Here is an 18654-nt window from a genome sequence, read left to right as displayed (position 1 = left end):
GCCCGGTCAGCGGATGACGTTGGCGGCGCGGAGTGCGGCGAGCTCGTCAGCGTCGAAGCCGGCCTCTCGCAAGATTGCATCCGTGTGTTCACCAGGGCCCGGGGCGGGCGTGGGTGCGAGATCCCGCGGAGTGACCGGCGTGCGGTAATAACGCACCGTCTCTTCTCCTGCTTTGCCCTCGAAGAACAAACCGCGTGCGGCGATCTGCGGATCCGAGAGCAGCTCGTCGGGTCGCAACGCTGGCTCGAAACACACATCATGCTCGGCGTTGAATGCCTCCCACTCGCGGCGGGTCTTCTGCGCAATGACCTCTGCGAAGCGGCGCTTCAGCTCCACTTGGTGGGGGCCCGGCATGAGGGCGCTCAGATCGACCTCGATGGCGTTTGCGGCGCAGAACTTGGTCAGGAATTTCGGCTCCAGGGCGCCGAGGGTCATCGTCTCGCCGTCGGCAGTCGTGTACGTGTCGTAGGGGGCGACGCCGCCAGTGAGCAGCTCGTTGCCGCGCTCCGGAAGCTCGCCGCCCAGGATCTTGGATAGCGCAATGGTCGCGAACGGAACCACGGAGTCCAACATCGCGATGTCGAGCACTTGGCCCCGCCCGGTCTGGTCGCGCTCGCGCAGGCTCGCCAGGATGGCGATCACACTCCACAGCCCGCCGCTCACGTCCGCGAGCTGGAATGGCGGGATGGTGGGTTTGCTCTCGGCGGGGCCGCCCAATCCTACCAGACCCGCCCGCGCCAGATAGTTGAGATCGTGGCCCGCGCGTGACTTGAGCGGTCCGGTCTGTCCGTAGCCGGTCAGCGCGCAGATCACGAGCTTCGGGCAGAGCTCGAGCAGACGTTGGTGGCCGATCCCCAACCGATCGAGGACGCCAGGTCGGAACTGCTCGAACAGCACGTCGTAGTGCGGCAGCAGGCGCTCGAACACGCGCACACCTTCGCTGCTCTTCAGATCGAGCACGGCGCTGCGTTTGCCGCGGTTCAGCGCGTGGAACGCCGCACCGTGGGGCCCGACCACGGGCGGCGCATGCCGGGTGTAATCGCCCAGGTTCGGATCTTCGATCTTGTCCACCTGTGCGCCGAGCTCGGCGAGCACCAGGGTGGCGAAGGGGCCTGGCAAGAGTCGGGTGAGGTCGAGCACCCGGACACCGGAGAGCGCGGCCATGTCAGCGGGGCCTCCCCGGAGTCAGACGTGACCGCTGCGCCGCGACCCAGGGCGCCAGGCCGGGTTCGTTGCCGTTCTGTGCGGCCAGGCTGCTGGGTCCGCGCTTCTCGCGGAACGTGGCGAGCGCCACCGCTGCCGCGAACAAGTGTTTGTCCCGGTCGGGGATCCGCGTGCCGCTGAGCAGCTCGGCCTTGTTGCGCTCGATGAGCGACGTGTCGTAGCGGCCGGACAGGAACTCCGGGTGCTCGAACAGGCGCTCGTGGAACGGTAGGTTCGTGCGGATGCCGGCGACGACGTACTCGGAGAGCGCGCGGCGCATGCGGGCCAGCGCCTGCTCTCGAGTCGACGCCCACACACACAACTTCGAGATCAACGGGTCGTAGTTGGAGCTGATCGTGCAGCCCTCGTACGCGCCGCTGTCGTCGCGGACGCCAGGACCCGCGGGCACACGCAGCTCGTTGATCAGCCCCGGGCTCGGGAGAAACCCAGTGCTCGGATCCTCGGCGTAGACGCGGCATTCGATGGCGGCGCCGCGCCGCGTGATCGCGTCCTGCGCGTAGCCGAGCGGCTCACCATCGGCGATGCGTACCATCTCGCGCACGAGGTCGACGCCGGTGCACAGCTCCGTGATGGGGTGTTCGACCTGCAGCCGGGTGTTCACTTCGAGGAAGTAGAAAGAACCGTCCTCGGCCAGCAGGAACTCGAAGGTGCCGGCGGAGTAATAACCGACCGCTTTCGCGCCCTTCACCGCGACCTCCCCCATCTTTCGGGCCGTCGCGTCGTCGAGCACCGGGCAGGGCGTCTCTTCCACCACCTTCTGGTGACGGCGCTGAACCGAGCAGTCCCGCTCGAACAAGTGCACGACGTTGCCTTGCCTATCGCCGAGCACCTGCACTTCGACGTGGCGTGGCCGAACGATGGCCTTTTCCAGGTAGACCTCGTCGTTACCGAAGGCCTTCTTGGCTTCGCTCTTGGCGCGCTCGAGGGCGCCCGGCAGCTCCGCCTCCGTCGCGACCAGCCGCATGCCTTTGCCGCCGCCGCCGGCCGTCGCCTTCAGCATGACCGGATATCCGATGCGCGCCGCGGTGACGAGTGCCTCTTCCGCGGTGTTCGCCGGGCCACCGGGAACGATGGGGACACCCGCCGCGCTCATCTTCTCGCGCGCCGCGGTCTTCGAGCCGAGCTCCCGCATGGCGCTCGCCGGAGGACCAATGAAGACGATGCCGTTGTCCTCGCAGGCCTCCGGCAGAGCCGGGTTCTCGCTCAGGAAGCCGTAGCCCGGGATCAGGGCTTGGCAGCCCGAACGTTTTGCCACCTCGATCAGTTTGTCGATGCGGAGGTAGCTCTCGGCGGCTGGCGCCGGCCCGATCTCGTAGGCCTCTCCAGCGACGCGCACGTGCAACGCATCGCGATCGACCTCACTCATGACGGCGACCGGGACGATGCCCATCTCCTTCAGCGTGCGGGCAATGCGAACGGCGATTTCTCCGCGGTTTGCGATGAGAACTTTCTGGAACATGACGGCGCGTCCATAACACAGACGGGCGGACGAAAAGGTTGCGCGTTTCGCCGCGTCCTACCGAGGTCACAATCAGGCCCTTGGAAAAGCGCGTGGTCTACTATTCGGCAGCCGGGCGCCCCGCCCAGGTCTGCTTTGCCCGTCTGGCCGCCGCGGCGAAGGTGGTCTCCCATGACCCGCCACGCATCGAGCACGCTGGCAGCATCCTCGCGCTCTCGGTGGAGACTGCGGCGAGCGGCGTCGAGGCGCGGCTGGCAGCCGGTTACGTGAATCTGCTCTTGCTCGACCTGCGCGCGGACGCGGCGGACGACGCCAGGGCATGCGTCGAGCGGGCGCGGGCGCTCTGCTCACGCCTCGATCACGCACCCGATGTCGAGCTGCGATATGGCTTTCACCGCATCGTGGCGCTGGTGCGCGGTGACGACGAGGACACCGACCGGCTGATCGCCGAGCTCGGCGGTCGGGGGATCGGCCACGTCCTGCGCGAGCGGCCTGCCGATACGGACTTCCCTCGGCGAATCCTGGACGCCATCGTCGACATCACGACGCACCGTGCGGTGGGCAAGACGGCCCTGGCTGCATCGGGCGGCGGAATCACGGGGATCTTCTTCGAGCTGGGAGCGCTCAAGTGCCTGGATGACTGCCTGACCCCGGGGGTGCTCGACCTGGACATGTATTTTGGCATCAGCGCCGGCGCCGTCGTCACCGGGATCATGAGCGCGGGCTACTCCGTCGACGAACTGATGGCGTCGATCGCCGGGCATCCGGGCGGGCGCTTGCCGCCGATCGACCTACAGCTCTTCCGCTTCGGACACCTGAACTTCCGAGACCTCGGTCAACGCTTGGCGGCGGCCACCGACATCTTCTGGCGCGCCGCCTACGAGCTCGCCTGGCGCCGCACGTTACCTAGCTTCAACGATCTGATCTTGGACTACACCTCGCTGATCGGTGCGCCATTTCGCTCGGACCGCTTCGAGGCCGCGCTGCGCGAGATCCTGTCGCGTCCTGGGGTCGACAATGACTTTCGCCGGCTGAAGAAACCGCTCTTCATCGGAGCCTCGGACCAAGACGCACGCCGGCACCTCATGTTTGGCAGTGAGGGACATGACCATGTCCCCATCAGCCAAGCCATCCAGGGCTCCGTGAGCGTCAACCCAGCTTTTTCAGCCGTGGAGATCGAGTCGCGTTTCTACGAAGACGGCGCCGTGACCCGCACCAGCAACTTCGTCGAGGCCATCGCACGCGGTGCGGACCTGGTGTTCATCCTCGACCCCTTCGTGCCTTATGTCTCACAGCTGGCTGGTGCCGCGAACCGACGCGGCATTCTGTACAACATCGACCAGGACATCCGCTCCATGTCCTACACCCGCTTCGAGAACACGCGGGAGTGGGTCCTGCGCAAACATCCCGAAGTGAGCACGTACACCTTCCTGCCCTCCAACCGCGTGCGTCGGCTGCTCAGCATGAATCCGATGGACCACCGGCCATATCTCGCCATCTGGCGCGGCGCTTATCTCTCCACCTTCGAGCGGGTCAAGCGGCTGGTGCCGCGGCTGGAGGGAGATCTCGCGGTGCACGGGATCCGGCTCGCGCTCGAGCGGGCCCAGGCGGTGGCAGAGCGCCTGGAGCAGCGGGTCGAGCCGCAGTTCTCGGACTTCTTCCCCGACGGCCGCGTCGAGCTCAACTTGCCGCCGCTCGCGTTCGACGAAGCAGCACGACCGCAATCCCCTCAGCCCGAGACCCGTTCGAACAGCGCGGTCGAGACGTAGCGCTCGCCGGTATCGGGCAGGACGACCACGAAGCTCTTGCCGCGGAACTCGGGTCGGGCCGCGAGCACGAACACCGCGCTCATCGCCGCGCCTGCGCTGAAGCCCGAGAGCACGCCATCTCTTCGCGCGAGGCGCCGGGCGGCGTCGAGTGCCGCGTCCTCGCTGACGGCGAGCACCTCGTCGATCACACTTCGGTCCAACACCTTGGGCACGAAGCCCGCGCCGATGCCCTGGATATGGTGACCGACCGGCTCCTGCCCGGAGAGCACTGCAGCCCCGGCCGGTTCCACGCCGACGATGTGGGTCGAGGGGCTGCGCGTCTTGAGCACACGACCCACCCCGCTGATGGTCCCGCCGGTGCCGATGCCAGCGACGAACACGTCGATCTTTCCAGCGCTGTCCCGCCAGATCTCCTCGGCGGTGGTCTGCTCGTGCACGCGCGGATTCGCCGGGTTCTCGAACTGCCGCAGCATCACGGCCCCCGGCGTAGTGGCGCCGAGCAGCTCGGCCTGCTCCACCGCCTTTTTCATCAGTGTGCCGGCCGTCAGCACGACCTCGGCGCCGAAGGCTCGAAGCAGCTGGACCCGCTCGCGGCTCATGGCCTCGGGCATGGTGAGGATCAGCCGATACCCGCGGACCGCGGCGATCATCGCCAAGGCAATGCCGGTGTTGCCGCTGGTGGGCTCGATCAGCGTCGCGCCCGGGCGAAGCAGTCCCCGCTCCTCGGCGTCGTCGACCATCGCGCGGGCGATGCGATCTTTGACGCTGCCCGCCGGGTTCACGCCTTCGACCTTGGCGTGCAGCGAGATGCCGAGCTCTTCGGAGAGCCGCGCGAGCAACACCAAAGGGGTGTTTCCGATCACGTCTGCGATGCTGGAGAAGGCCGCCAAGATGTTCGAGACCCTACACGACGCGCCGCGCGAGCGACCAGACCAAGGCCACGAGTGTGAGCAGGATCAGGCTCGCGAGCCCGCGGCGTAACACTCCCGCGCTCAATCGGCTCGTGGCCAGGGCCCCGAACTGCGCGCTGATGCTGGCTCCCGCCAGCAGAGTGAGCGACATCGGCAGGTGAACGTAGCCGTTGGCCGCGTGTGCCAGGGTCCCGCTGACCGCGGTGACGACGAGTACCAGGATGCCGGTGCCGGCGGCTTGTCGAATCGGGAATCCGAAGCCGTAGAGCAGGGTCGGGATCAGCGCGATGCCGCCGCCGACACCCAAGAGGCCGCTGAGATACCCCAAAGCCAGCCCGATGTACGCGACGACGGGCGCTGAGACACGCGTCAGTGGCAGCGTGGGGAAGTCGACGTACGGAGGGAGCTGGATGTTCGCGAGCGGACCCCGGCGTACATATGCCAGCGTATCCACGTCGCCGCTCGAACGCCGTACCAGGCTCACCGCCGAGCCGATCAGGAACAAGATGTATCCCCCGTAGAGGACCAGCATCGAAGTCGGGATGGTGCCGCCGCCGATCTGGACGCTACCGGTGGTCTCCAGGTACTTGACGCTCCTGGCGCCGGCGGACACACCGAGCAGTGCGCCGCCCAGCATCAGGAAGTCGAAGCGCACTTCGCCTTGGCGCAACTTGCGATGTTTGAGCAGTGCGACGGTGGCCGTACCGACCATCTGGCAGAGCCCGCTGCCGATGGCGATGGGCAGCGGCACGTCGAGCACGACCGACAACAGCGGCGTGAGGATGAAGCCGCCTCCAATACCGAACAGCCCGGCCACGAAGCCGACGAACACGCCGAGCGCGATCAACGCCAGCAGGCTCACCTCTTGTCCGGCGACGAGCATCAGATCGAGTAGTCGATGGGAGGAAGGGCGTCCTTCTTCACGCTCGTTCGTCGCCGACGCTCGAACGCTCCGAACGCAAAATACATCAAGACCCCCCAAACGCCCGGGAGCACGACGCAAGCAAGCGGATAGAGCCAAGCCGACATGGGATTCGTGCCGCCAACATAGCAGGGACTCGGCGGCGCGGATCCGAGCTATAAACGCCGCGTGCCCCTGCCGGACGACGTAATCGGTGTCGCCGAGCTCGACCGGCGACTCAAGCGAGCGGTGGAGTCGGTCACCGGGCGTGAGTGGGTGGAGGGCGAAATCGCTTCGCTCAAGCTGGCCCCGAGTGGGCACGCCTACTTCACCTTGAAGGACGAGCGCGAGGACGCCGTGATCGACTGCGTGATGTATCGCATGAACGCGCAGCGCGCGCGCCGTCACCTGAGCGATGGCGCGCGGGTGCAGCTCTCCGGTCGTGCCACGCTCTGGGCGCCGCGCGGACGGCTGCAGCTCGTGGCCGAGGCGTTGCGTCCAGCGGGTCGGGGCGCGCTGCTCGAAGCCCTCGAACAACTCAAGGCGCGGCTGCTCGCGGAGGGGCTCTTCGCTGAGGACAAGAAGCGTGCGCTGCCCGCCGAGCCCAGGGTGGTGGGTGTGGTGACGAGCGCGGTCGGCGCAGCCTTTCACGACATCCGCACCGTGGCGTTTCGCCGCGGCGGAGCTCGTCTGGTGTTGTGTCCGGCCCTGGTGCAGGGGGAGGGAGCGCCCGATAGCATCGTCGCTGCCATCAATCTCGCCGAGCGCTATCCCGGTCTCGACGTGTTGATCGTCGGCCGCGGTGGCGGCTCCGCCGAGGATCTGATGGCCTTCAACGACGAGCGCGTGGTGCGTCGCATCGCCGCAACCGTCGTGCCCGTGGTCAGCGCCGTCGGTCACGAGACGGACGTAACCCTGGCGGATCTGGCGGCGGACGTGCGCGCGGCGACGCCCTCCGTGGCCGCCGAGCTGGTCATCCCGGACGCGGCCGCACGCCGCCAGCTGCTCTCCAGAAATCGCCGGAACTTGGCGCGTGCGATGCGGGCGCGAGTCTTCGAAGAGCGCTCTCGAGTCGATCGCATGCGTGCGCGGCTCAGCGACCCACGCTTCGTGATCGCCGCGCGACAACAGGGGCTCGACGAGCTCTTGGCTCGACTCGAACGCATCGAAGCGCGGAGGATCGCCCGCTGCCGTGCTGCGCTGGAAGAGACACATCGCCGGCTGAGCGCGGAGGACCCGCGCGCCGTGCTCGCTCGGGCCCACGCGCAGCTCTCACCGCTCGCCGCGCGGCTCGACGCTCTGGCGCGAGCCCGTCTCGCGCTGTCTGGCACGGCCTTGGGCGAGCTCGTGGCGCGGCTGCACGCACTGTCGCCTCTGGCGGTGCTCGCGCGCGGCTACGCCATCGCAACGACCGAAGACGGACGCGCGATCCGCAGCGCGGAGGAGGTCCGGGTGGGGTCTGGGATTTCGCTGCGAGTTCACGCAGGCCAGATCGAGGCGCAGGTCACGGCCACGAAGACTGGCGAGCCGGCCTGAGCAGCGCACACTCCTCGCGCGCCGGAGCGGACCCGCCATATTTCCGGATTTGGAGCCTGGACGCGGCGAGCCTAGCCTCGGGCGAGTAGATCGTGACCCGCTTGGATTTCAACCCACCTGGCCGCCCGCGGCGCACGCCCGGGGCGATCCGATGAGCCGCTTCGTTCTGCTTGGCCATCCGGTGACCCACTCGTTGTCCCCCGCCATCCACGCTGCGGCCCATGGCGCTCTCGGCCTCTCGCACAGCTACGAGCTCTTGGACTGTCCGGACGCTGCGGCGCTCGCTAGCGCGATCGACCGCATCCGGAGCGGTGAGCTCGCGGGCGCCAACGTGACCGTCCCTTACAAAGAGCGCGCGCTCGAGCTGGCCGACGAGAGCGACGGCTCCGCGCGCGAGACGGAGGCTGCCAACGTGCTCGCCCTCGTAGATGGCCGGGTCACCGCGTTCAACACCGATGTGTCGGCGCTGGCGGAGGAGCTCGGGCTCCTGGCGCCGGGTGCGACCTCGGCGGTGGTGTTTGGTGCGGGCGGCGCTGCCCGGGCGGCGGTGCGGGCGTGCGAGCTCGGCGGCATCACCGAGCTCGCGGTGGTGGCGCGGCGTTTCAAAGACGATGCGCCGGCGGCGTCGGGAGAGTGGCCGCGCACGAGCGGCGCAATGACTGCGCGCCGCCTGCCGTGGCCCGTGAACCCCCACGCGAGATCGCTGCTGTTCGACGCAATTTCCCAGGCTGACGTGCTGATCCAGGCGACGAGCGCTGGCATGACGGGTGGCCCACCCGGGCTGGATGTGTCGGCAATCATTCCGTGGGACGCCGTTCCCACTTCCGCGCTGGCCTACGACGTGGTCTACACCCCGGCCGTGACGCCGTTCCTGGAGGCTGCCCGGGTGAGGGGGCTCGGCGCGAGCGGGGGCCTGGGCATGCTCGTGGGTCAAGCTGCGCTCGCATTTCGCATCTGGCTCGGCGTCGAGCCGCCCCGTTCGGTAATGGCGCGTGCGGCTCGCGCGGCGTTGACTGCTCGAGGCTCTGACGGCCCATGACACCTTCGGGAGCGCGGCGCAACGGAGCCGGGACCGGTCCGTGGCCGGTCATCACCATTGACGGCGAGCTCGAGCGAGCGGAGCAAGAGTTCCTGCACACCAACGGCGCGGGTGCCTACTCCATGAGCACCCTCGCGCTGATGCACACGCGGCGGCACCACGCGCTCCTCGTTGCATCGCTCGAGCCGCCGCTCGGTCGCTGGGTGATCCTCAGCCACGCCGAGACCAGCGTCACCGTCGGCGAGCGCAGCTACAAGCTTTCGACTCACCAGTTTCCCAGCGTTGCGCCCACCCTCGGCTACAGAAATCTCCGGACTTTCTCCCAAGATCCCCTGCCACGCTGGACGTACCGGCTCGGCAACGCCGAGTTCGAGCGCACGCTCGCGCTCGCCCGCGGTCGGAACGCCCTGGTGCTTCGCTACCACTGGAAGGGTCAGGTGCCGGCGCTCGTCTCGCTGATGCCGCTGATGCCGCTGCGCCCGTTGGAGCAGCTGTCGCGGGAGCACGGGGGCATGAAACAGCGGGTGACCTTGCGCCCGAACGAGGTGGAGGTCCAACCGGTCTCGGCGCTGCCTCCGATCGCGTTTGCACATCGTGGCGTCTTCATGGGGTCCCCCGATTGGTGGCGCCGCTTCGAGTACGGCGAAGATTTGCGCCGCTACGCCGACTTCCAAGAGGACATGTGGACGCCCGGGACGTTCAAGCTGGCGCTCGAGCCAGGTGGGACCGCGTATCTCGTGGTGGCTCTTGGTGGGCTACTGGACGCGACTCCCGAGAGCATCATGCAAGAGACTCGGGAGTATCTGCTCGCGCGAGATCCGGGTGAACGACGCCGACCCCTGCTGCGCAGACTGTGGCTCGCCGCTGACACGTTCACGAGTAACGCCTGCGAAAAGCCGGCGGCGGTAGCTGGATATCCATGGCTCGGCGCGCCTCTCCGGGATTGGCTTCTGGCATTCCCAGGCCTCTTCCTGGCACGTGGGCGAATCGACGAGGCCAAGGCGTCCCTCTCCCTCGCAACGCGTCTCCTTCGCGGAGGGCTCTTGCCAACGGAGTTGCCCGGTGTCGCCGCCAAGGCTCGAGTGCCTTCGCCAGACGCGACTTTGTGGTTGTTCGAGGCGGCTCGCGCTCTAATCAAGGAGCTCGGGTTGCACGACCCGTGGGTACGAGGAGAGCTCTATCCACGCCTCGTCCGCGCCTTCGTTCGCTTGCGCGGCAAGCGGCTGAAACGTCATGCATGGGTCAGTGACGACGGCTTCTTCACGACCACGGAACCGCAGCCCGGGACCTGGATGGATGCCCGCGCGGAAGGTGTGCCGGTCACTCCGCGCAACGGCCTGGCCATCGAACATCAAGCGCTCTGGTTCGTTGCGTCGACGACGCTCGCGGCTTGCGCACGCCAATACGGTCACCCGTCAGTCGCGGACGCGGCCGAGGCCTGCGCCGAGGCCGTGAGGCGAACTACGGCACAGCGCTTCTGGTGCATCGAGACCGACTACCCGTTCGATTGTTTGAGCATCGAGCGGGCCACCGCAGACGCTTGGGCGGATGCCAGCGTGCGCCCCAACGCATTGATCGCGCTGGCCCTCGCGCCGGAATTGTTCGAGGCGTGGCAGGTCAACGCCATCTTGACCCGGGTCAAGAACGAGCTCTTGACCCCCCGGGGTATTCGCACGCTCTCGCCGGCTGACCCCGCCTTCGTGGGTCATTACGAGGGCAGCATCGACGAACGGGAGCGCGCTCTGCACCAGGGTTGTGTGTGGCCCTTCTTGCTGGGTTTCTTCGCGCGGGCCGTGCGGGCGCAAAACCCGGGTGACGAAGAGGTGAGGCAAGACCTCACGCGTCGGATCGAGGCGGCCGTCGTCGGCGGCTCGGTGCTAGGGCACGTCATGCAGATCGCCGATGGCGAGGAGCCTCACCGTTGGCGCGGCTGCCCGGCGCAGAGCTGGAGCACGGCACTGCTCCTGTCGGCGCTCGAGGTCGATCTCGGAGTCAGCTGATGGCGCGCGATCTGTCGGCCCTGGGCTACCGCAGGATCGTCCTGTCCCTGGTGTCGATGATCGTGGTGCCGACCGCGCTGCTCCTGACCCTGGGTGCCGTGATGCTCTTTCTGGGGGAGCTCCAGGCCAACCTGTTGATGGGGATCCTGATCGTGAGCCTCAGCGGCGCCGTCGTCACCGGGGTGATCTTGGTCTGGGTGTTCGTTCGGCGCGAAGCCAACCTCACGGCGCTGCAGAGTGATTTCGTGTCCAAGGTCTCCCACGAGCTCCGGACGCCGCTCACGTCCATCCGGCTGTTCAGCGAGACGCTGGCGCTGCGCCGTGGGGATGCTGAGGCCGAAGACAAGTGCATCGAGGGACTTGCCCGCGAGAGCATGCGCCTCCAGGAGCTGATCGATCGCCTGCTGGACTGGGGCCGCATGGAGAGTGGACGCAAGGAGTTCTCGCTCCAGCGCACGTTGATTCGTGACGTGGTGAAACGAACCGTCGCCGCGTTCACTCCGGTGCTCGAGCGCCGGCCCGCGACCCTCCGTGTCGATGTGCCCGACGAGGAGATCTACGTCGACGCCGACCGTGCCGCCCTGTGTGACGCTCTGTTGAACCTACTGACGAATGCCATCAAGTACGGGGGTGACCCCGCGGAGATCGAGCTCTCGGTGCGGGCGACGCCGCGCGAGGTCGTGCTCGGCGTTCGAGACAATGGTCAGGGGCTGGAGGAGCACGAACACACGCGGATCTTCCAGAAGTTCTACCGCGTCGACGACCGGCTCTCGCGCGAGCGCGAAGGGTCGGGGTTGGGCCTTGCCATCGTCAAACACGTGGTCCGGGCGCACCACGGCCGAATCGAGCTCGAGAGCGCGCCCGGGCAAGGCAGCACCTTCTCAATCGTGCTATCTCGGCGCTCGGAGCCCGACGGAAGCGACGCAAAGGACGCGGACGCGGCCTCCTGAACCGAACCGAGCGGATCGTCAAATGCCCGAACCGACGAAGAGGATCCTGGTCGTCGAGGACGACGAGAGCATCACGCTCGGGCTGCGCATGAACCTCGAGGCCGAGGGTTACGAGGTCGCCGTGGCGACGGATGGCGAAGCAGGACTCGCCGCCGCGCATGCTCCCGAGGTGTCGCTGGTGATCCTCGACATCATGCTGCCGAAAATGAACGGCTTCGAGGTGGTGCGTAGCCTGCGCGCCGACGGCTGTAAGATCCCCGTGATCTTGCTGTCGGCCCGGGGAGCGGAGCTGGACAAGGTGATGGGGCTCGAGCTCGGAGCGGAGGACTACATCACAAAGCCCTTCAGCTTGGCGGAGCTCTTGGCGCGGGTGAAGGCCCAGCTTCGGCGGGACGCCATCGCGCGACCCGGGGCGCGGGCGGTCGTGGCCGGCAAGCTCACGATCAACATCGAGACCCGAGAGGTGTCTCGCGCCGGTGAGCCGGTCTTGCTCACGGCCACCGAGTTCGAGCTGCTCCTGTGCCTGGTGGAGGAGTCGGGGCGCGTGCTCTCGCGCGAACAGATCTTGAAGCGTGTGTGGGGACCGGGTCACCACGGAACTCCACGCACAATCGACAATTTCATGCTGCAGCTCCGGGCCAAGCTCGAAGACGACCCGAGTGATCCCGAGCACCTGCTGACGGTGCGGGGTGTGGGTTATCGATTCCAGGCCTGAGTGGTGGGTTTGGCCGAATTGAGCTAGAAAGGCGCCTCGGTGGACCAAAACCTGCTCCGATCCTACTTCGCGACCGTCTACGAGCTGCCCTCGGAGTCGGGGCTCCTACGTGTGTCCATGGACGGGGAAATCGTCCACGACATCGGTGCGCTGCCCGAGCTGCTGCGGCGCGACTTTGCGGTGCTTACGGCCTACAACCCGCGCAGCATGCTGCTCCCGCGCCGGGTCAACGAGGCCCGCCACCACGTCATGCGGGATCTGTTGATCCTGGGTTGTTTCCGCGTCGAACACTGCGTGGGCTACGACGAGGAGCCCGAGGGTGTGTGGCGAGAGCCCGCGTGGTTGGTGCACGGTGTGCAGAAGGAAGAAGCCATCTACTTCGGGCGCACGTTCCGCCAGAACACCATCCTGGTGTGTCAGAACGCGCGGCCCGAGCTGATCGTGACCGACCCGACCTGCGACGACATTGGCCGGACCTACCCGGGAAACTGGCGGATCCGCAACTGAAGGGTCCGACGGCTCGAGCGGCGTGGTAACCTGTCGAAGTGGTCGGCCGGAGCGTTGCCCTCGCGATCGTCTTGACTCTTCCGCTGCCGCTCGCGGCGGTTGGGACGTCGAAGCTCGCTGACGTTCTCGGCACGCGCGCCGGTCGCAGCCTCGCCCTCCAGGTCCGGGCGTTCACGTCGAGCACGCCGCGGACGCCGTCCCCCGTCCTGATCGAGGCGTTGCCGCCAGCGCCGATGGACGCCGATCAGGCCGCCCCGCTGGCCACGACTCGCTCGGTCGCGGCGCCTCGTCGCCTGCCGCCCGCTGTGCCGAAGAAGGGGATCCGCGTCCGCGCCGACATGGTGCTGCGTTTGGCGAGCGCAGGTGCACGGCCTGCGGGCTTCCCGGTTGCGGCTCAGGGTGAGCGTCCGCGTGGCCTGGCCCTGGTGGGTGTGAGTGCCCTCGGCATCGGACTCCAGGACGGAGACGTGCTCACCCACGCGGCGGGACGCCCCGCGCTGACTCCCGGCGACGTCATTGGCGTGGTGATCGGCTCCAGAAACGAGCGAGCGCCGGAGATCTGGGGACGTTTCTGGCGCAACGGCGAGCCCTGGAATCTCGTGGTCGAGCAACCGTACGTGGTGCCGAAACAGAGAACAGCTCGACAGAGCGGGAGCTGAGCTCCGGTCCGTCAGCTGAACCGCGGAACGTAGCGGGCGACGCTCTCGTACTGGTTGGGCCAGGCGAGCAAATAACCCTGATCGTTGGCGGCGTGCCGAGTCCAGTACGGATCGTAGAGGTGCGCGCGTGCCAGTACACAGAGATCCGCGCGCCCCGCAGCGATGATGCTGTTGACGTCGGACCACGACGAGATGTTGCCCACGGTCATGGTGGGGATACCGACCTCGAGGCGCACCAGCTCACTGAACGGCGTCTGGAACAGGCGGCCGTAGACCGGTCGTGCATCCGCGACGGTCTGTCCTGCCGAGACATCCAGGATGTCCGCGCCGTGTTCTTTCAACAACCGCGCCGCGGTGAGCACGTCCTCGGCAGAGATCCCACCGGGCGCCCAGTCGCAGGCTGAGATACGCACGCTGATGGGTTTGCCCGCGGGCCAGGCGGCTCGCACCGCATCGAACACCTCGAGCGGGTAGCGCATGCGTCGTTCGATGCTGCCCCCATAGCCGTCGTCGCGGCGATTGGTCAGCGGAGAGATGAAACTCGCGAGCAGGTAGCCGTGTGCCGCGTGGAGCTCCAACAGATCGAAGCCTGCGCTCGCCGAGAGCTCGGTTGCACGGACGAAGTCCCGCTTCACGGCGTCCATGTCCGAGCGATCCATCACTCGGGGCACCTGACTGTGGGGCAAGTACGGGATCGCCGAGGCTGCGAGCAGTGGCCACGCGCCGCTGTCGAGGGGCTGATCGGCACCCTCCCACAAGCGCTTGGTCGCACCCTTGCGGCCGGCGTGGGCGAGCTGCATGCCGATCTTTGCGGAGCTGTGCTGATGAACGAAGTCGACCACGCGCCGCCAGCGGATTGCGTGCTCGGGTTGATACATGCCGGCGCAACCGGGGGAGATGCGCGCGTCGGCGCTCACATCCGTCATCTCCGTGATCACGAGCCCGGCGCCGCCCAGGGCGCGGCTGCCCAGGTGTACCAAATGCCAATCGTCGATGGCGCCGTCTTCGGCTGAGTACTGGCACATGGGCGAGACGACCACGCGATTGTCGAGCAGCAGCTCACCCAGCCGGAACGGAGTGAACATCGGCGGAACGTCTGCCGGTAGCTGCGCGGCGGCGACGCCCGACTGCGTCAGCGCCTGGTCGCGGACCCAGTGGTTCAGCTGGCGGACGAACGCCGGATCGCGGCGCGCCAGGTTCTCGTGAGTGACCCGCAGGCTGCGTGTCAGGAGGCTCATCGCAAACTGGATTGGCGCGAGCCCCATGTAGCGCTCGGTCTGCTCGAACCACTCCAGGCTGACCTGGGCGGCGCGCTGGGTGGCTTCGACGACCGGTCGCCGCTCCTTTTCGTAAGCGTCGAGGGCAGACTGCAGCTCGGGATTTGCCGCGAGGGCGTCGCGAAGCGCGATGCAGTCCTCCATCGCGAGCTTCGTGCCCGAGCCGATGGAAAAGTGGGCGGTGTGGACCGCGTCTCCGAGCAACACCACGTTCTCGTGATGCCATGCTCGATTCTTCACCGTGGGGAACGCCCGCCAGATGCTGCGGTTCTTTTGCAGGCGGTGCCCGCGGAGCTCGGCCGAGAACAGCCGCTCGGCGTACTCGATGGTCTGATCTTCCGTCGCCTGGTCGAGGCCGGACTTCTTCCAGGTCTCCTCGGTGCATTCGAGGATGAAGGTCGAGGAGTCTTCGGCGTAGCGGTAGGCGTGGACCCGGAACAAACCGTGTGCGCTTTGTTTGAAGTAGAACGTAAACGCCTCGAAGGGGAAGGTCGTGCCCAGCCACACGAAGCGATTCGGGCGCCAGTCGAGCTCCGGAGTCAGGTGGACGGCCAGCTGGTCGCGGACGGCGCTGTTCACGCCGTCCGCGGCGACGACCAGGTCATGTTCACGACTGAGCTCGCCCAGCGCGGGCGCCTCGGTCTCGTACAGGACACGGACGCCGAGCTCGCTCGCGCGGGTCTGCAGGATGCCGAGCAACGTCTGCCGACCCATGCCGCTGAAGCCGTGGCCAGTCGAGCGAATCACGCCATCGCCAAAGTGGATGTCGATGTCGTTCCAGTGGGCGAAGCTGGCCAGGATCGCCGCGTGACTCTCGGGGTCGGCCGCGGCCAGGTTGTCCAGGGTGGCGTCCGAGAACACCACCCCGAAGCCGAAGGTGTCATCGGCCCGATTGCGCTCGTAGACGCTGACCTCGTTGGCCGGGTCGACCCGTTTCATCAAGATCCCGAAATAGAGCCCTGCAGGACCTCCTCCGATGCACGCGATCTTCACTGCTGACCTCCGCGAGGTTCGTCATCATCCGTCAGGGAACGAGCTCAGCCAAGCTGCGCGGCGCGAGTTTGTGGTTGCTGAACGAGAAGGTCAGCACGCCGGTGATCTTCGAGAAGGCCGTCCCCACGCCGTAGGTGTTGTCGATTGTGGGCTCGAGCTCGTCGTCGATGCGCAGGTTTCCGGTCACCGCGGTCTCGTCGAAGTCCTTGGGGCTGTCCGGGTTCATGTTCGTGACGAGCACGTTCGAGACGGAGACCAGCATCGATTCAAAGCCTTCGGCTTTGCTCCCGCCAGTGGCGATGTCGGCGGGGTTTGCGACGGGGATTGGGCCGAACGGTAGGGTCGTACCGGAGTCTGTCACCGTGATCACGGAGTTGGCGAGCTCGCTCAGATTGAAGAACTCGTCGTACTTCGCGCTGATGTCGATCTTGTTTCCGACTGCCACGGTGGGGGTGAGCCCGGCGGTGAAGACGAAGATGCCGGTGTACGGCTTCAGCGAGGCGTCCTGTGCGTAGAACCCTCGCGATTTTCCGGTGTCGGGTCGGAGCGCCGTCACGTAGAGGCCGGTGAGCTTGACCTGCGTACCCGGCTTCGGATGTTGCGGGTTCTTGGGATCGCGAACGGCCTCGATGCTGATCGGGCATGCCGCGAAGGTCGGGTTTGCGGTGGCGCAGGTGTCACAAGCGTCCCCCTTGCCGTCTTTGTCGCTGTCTTCCTGTCCCGGGTTGGCGTCGTCCGGGCAGTTGTCCACGCCATTCGCCCAGCCGTCGTCGTCGAGGTCATCCGGATTGAGCTTCGGGCACTTGTCGTTGGGATCGAAGGGGCAGGGGTCGCAGGCGTCGCCCTTGCCGTCGTTGTCCGCATCACCCTGCTTGCCCTTGTCGAGCGGGCGAGCCGGATCGAACACGTCCGGGCAGAGGTCGGTTGCGTCGGGTACACCGTCGCCGTCCTTGTCGGTGGCCGTGATTTGGCCAGTGTATTCGCTCGGACGCGAGGGCACGCAGCTCGGCTCCTTGGTCGGCGCCCCGCCGCAGCTGAAGAGTGGCGCGAAGGCCTCGCCCGCGGTCTTGACCCCGGCGAGGGTCGAGCCATTGGCGGTGTCTTTGGCGATGCAAGCGCGCTTGGCCGCCCCGCACACGTCCAAGGTCTCGCAGGTCGCGCCGCCCACCGCAGCGTTCGCCACGAGCGCGTCGTCTCCGTAGAGCGGAGCCCCGCCGCGCAGCACCAGAGCCACGTTCTTCGGCTCGGCGTCGATCACGGCTCGGTGGTCCTTCTTCGTCGTGCCATCGAAGATGGTGATGTCACCGATGAAGCCGGTGCGGAGCATGCCGACGCCGCGCTCGACGCCCGCGGCGATGGCCGCGTTGGTGGTCACCATGCGCCAGAGATCGAAATCGGAGAAGTGTTTGCCCAGGTACTTCTGGTTCATGTCATCGGCGCAGCGCAGCTCTCGCGACAGGTTCATCGATCCGGATAGGATCCAGTCGGTGCCGAGCGCGATGCCGACGCCCACGTTGTCCAGCAGCGTGACCGGCGCGGTGTTGCCGTAGAGCGCAATGTTCGAGCGGGGCGACCAGACCACCCAGGCCTTGGAGTCGGCAATTGCCTTGGCCTCCGTCGGCGTCACGGCCATGGCATGCACGATGGCGGTCTGTGGCTCGACGACATCGAGGGTGCCCGAGGTGGTGCACGTCAGCTCGTTGCGGGCCGCCTGGTTCACCCCCTCGGAGATGTGCGGCTGATAGGCGTCGAGGCTGGCAATGTCTTGCGCCGTGGTGGGCGCCGAGCCGTAGTTGCAACCGCTGTCCAGCATCTTGCCATTCGCATCGTCGAGCGGGAACGTGTCGCTGTTCACCGTCTGGGCCGGCAGCCCTTCCTTGTTGGCGGTGTCGAGGTTGCGGAGCAAGTGCCCCACTCCGCCGGCGCTGACGGAAGAGGTCGCACCGCTCATGACGAAGCGGAGCTCTGCGGCGAGCACGACGTCCTTGGAGGCACCACTCGAGTACTTGATCTCGGGTTTGCCAGGGGTCTTCCCGGTGCGCCACTCGTGACGGTGGTCGTAGCGTAGCGTGCCCACGTCGTAGGGGGCGTTGTTGGCGTACGTGATGTGGTCGTGGGAGTTGACGAGCCCTGGCGAGATGACGCCGTTGGCGCAGGTGACGGTGGGCGCGGTCGCTGCACCCGCTGCGGTCGAGCAGTCGCAGCCGACGCAGGTGATGATGCCGTTTGCGTCGAGCAGCACTTCGCCGCCGTGCAGCACCTCTTGGGGCGCCAGCACGTTGCCGATCAGCCGCAGTCCCTTCTGGCCCGACTGAACGCTGCACAGCTCGCTCGTGGCGGTCAGCGTCTTGCACTCGGTGATCTTGAGCGCGGTGCCGGGGCCGCTGCCGCCGGTTCCGCCGCTGCCCGCGAGTCCGCCGCTGCCCGCGAGCCCTCCGCTGCCCGCGAGTCCCCCGCTGCCTGCGAGCCCGCCGCTGCCGCCGGTGTTGGTGCCGCCGGTGTTGGTGCCGCCGGTGTTGCCGTTGCCACCCAGGTTCCCGCTGCCTCCGCCTCCTCCCCCTCCGTCGTCCCCACAAGCCGAGGTGAGGGAGAGCGCGATGAGGCTCGCGAGGGAACCGATCAAGACAGGGCGAGGCGTGTAGAAGGTCTTCATATCGAGCACCGGATCGTGGGAGTGCCCCGGAGGGGCGGCGGAACATAGCGCAGGTTTCCGT

General features: G+C 67.2%; 15 protein-coding genes. 8 read left to right on the top strand and 7 right to left on the bottom strand.

All coding sequences use genetic code 11. The annotated features are described in order from the left end of the window. Positions 1–6 precede the first annotated feature (6 nt). Both IPI67_02875 and IPI67_02870 read right to left on the bottom strand, forming a co-directional pair. On the bottom strand, positions 7–1164 hold the full coding sequence (locus tag IPI67_02875; protein MBK7579125.1) for a CoA transferase: 1158 nt from the start codon (positions 1162–1164) through the stop codon (positions 7–9). 1 nt (position 1165) lies between these two features. After that, a complete protein-coding gene (locus tag IPI67_02870) occupies positions 1166–2683 on the bottom strand; it encodes an acetyl-CoA carboxylase biotin carboxylase subunit (GenBank protein ID MBK7579124.1) in 1518 nt (505 codons plus the stop codon). Positions 2684–2763: 80 nt separating this feature from the next. On the opposite strand from IPI67_02870, the gene IPI67_02865 reads away from it, so the two are divergent. Further along, entirely contained in the window at positions 2764–4452 is a 1689-nt protein-coding gene (locus tag IPI67_02865; GenBank protein ID MBK7579123.1) for a patatin-like phospholipase family protein, read from the top strand. Here the strand turns inward: IPI67_02865 and cysK are convergent. The 3 genes from cysK to IPI67_02850 are packed head-to-tail and all read right to left on the bottom strand — an operon-like array spanning position 4413 to position 6392. After that, positions 4413–5345, bottom strand: coding sequence for a cysteine synthase A (cysK, locus tag IPI67_02860; protein MBK7579122.1), 933 nt, complete (start codon positions 5343–5345; stop codon positions 4413–4415). The genes IPI67_02865 and cysK overlap by 40 nt on opposite strands. Positions 5346–5355: 10 nt before the next feature. Next, on the bottom strand, positions 5356–6246 hold the full coding sequence (locus IPI67_02855; protein ID MBK7579121.1) for a sulfite exporter TauE/SafE family protein: 891 nt from the start codon (positions 6244–6246) through the stop codon (positions 5356–5358). Continuing rightward, a complete protein-coding gene (locus tag IPI67_02850) occupies positions 6246–6392 on the bottom strand; it encodes a hypothetical protein (GenBank protein MBK7579120.1) in 147 nt (48 codons plus the stop codon). The genes IPI67_02855 and IPI67_02850 overlap by 1 nt, the downstream gene beginning before the upstream one ends. Positions 6393–6453: 61 nt before the next feature. Here IPI67_02850 and xseA point away from each other — a divergent pair, with 61 nt between their 5' ends. From xseA to IPI67_02815, 7 genes are all read left to right on the top strand, one after another. Then, on the top strand, positions 6454–7800 hold the full coding sequence (gene xseA, locus IPI67_02845; GenBank protein ID MBK7579119.1) for an exodeoxyribonuclease VII large subunit: 1347 nt from the start codon (positions 6454–6456) through the stop codon (positions 7798–7800). 151 nt (positions 7801–7951) lie between these two features. After that, positions 7952–8839 carry a shikimate dehydrogenase gene (locus tag IPI67_02840; protein ID MBK7579118.1) on the top strand — a complete coding sequence of 296 codons (888 nt, stop codon included), beginning with the start codon at positions 7952–7954 and terminating at the stop codon, positions 8837–8839. Further along, positions 8836–10839 carry a glycogen debranching enzyme family protein gene (locus tag IPI67_02835; protein MBK7579117.1) on the top strand — a complete coding sequence of 668 codons (2004 nt, stop codon included), beginning with the start codon at positions 8836–8838 and terminating at the stop codon, positions 10837–10839. Before IPI67_02840 ends, IPI67_02835 begins: the two co-directional genes overlap by 4 nt. Beyond that, complete coding sequence (locus IPI67_02830; GenBank protein MBK7579116.1) at positions 10839–11789, top strand: two-component sensor histidine kinase; 951 nt, start codon at positions 10839–10841, stop codon at positions 11787–11789. Before IPI67_02835 ends, IPI67_02830 begins: the two co-directional genes overlap by 1 nt. Before the next feature lie 22 nt (positions 11790–11811). Then, complete coding sequence (locus IPI67_02825) at positions 11812–12504, top strand: response regulator transcription factor (GenBank protein MBK7579115.1); 693 nt, start codon at positions 11812–11814, stop codon at positions 12502–12504. Between the two features lie 39 nt (positions 12505–12543). Further along, the gene (locus IPI67_02820) at positions 12544–13011 is read left to right on the top strand and encodes a DUF3293 domain-containing protein (GenBank protein MBK7579114.1); all 468 of its coding nucleotides are present in this window, start codon (positions 12544–12546) and stop codon (positions 13009–13011) included. A 38-nt stretch (positions 13012–13049) separates the two neighbouring features. Continuing rightward, positions 13050–13670 (top strand): hypothetical protein, encoded by a 621-nt coding sequence (locus IPI67_02815; GenBank protein MBK7579113.1) that lies wholly within the window; start codon positions 13050–13052, stop codon positions 13668–13670. Between the two features lie 11 nt (positions 13671–13681). On the opposite strand, the gene IPI67_02810 is transcribed toward IPI67_02815, so the two are convergent. Both IPI67_02810 and IPI67_02805 read right to left on the bottom strand, forming a co-directional pair. Beyond that, positions 13682–15925 carry a bifunctional salicylyl-CoA 5-hydroxylase/oxidoreductase gene (locus IPI67_02810; protein MBK7579112.1) on the bottom strand — a complete coding sequence of 748 codons (2244 nt, stop codon included), beginning with the start codon at positions 15923–15925 and terminating at the stop codon, positions 13682–13684. 46 nt (positions 15926–15971) lie between these two features. Next, positions 15972–18593 (bottom strand): amidohydrolase family protein, encoded by a 2622-nt coding sequence (locus IPI67_02805; GenBank protein MBK7579111.1) that lies wholly within the window; start codon positions 18591–18593, stop codon positions 15972–15974. Positions 18594–18654: the final 61 nt, after the last annotated feature.

This window comes from Myxococcales bacterium, from assembly GCA_016706225.1.
Classification (GTDB): Bacteria; Myxococcota_A; Polyangia; order Polyangiales; family Polyangiaceae; genus JADJKB01.
Note: the sequence above shows the minus strand (reverse complement) of the source record. Positions and strands in the feature narration are given on the sequence as shown.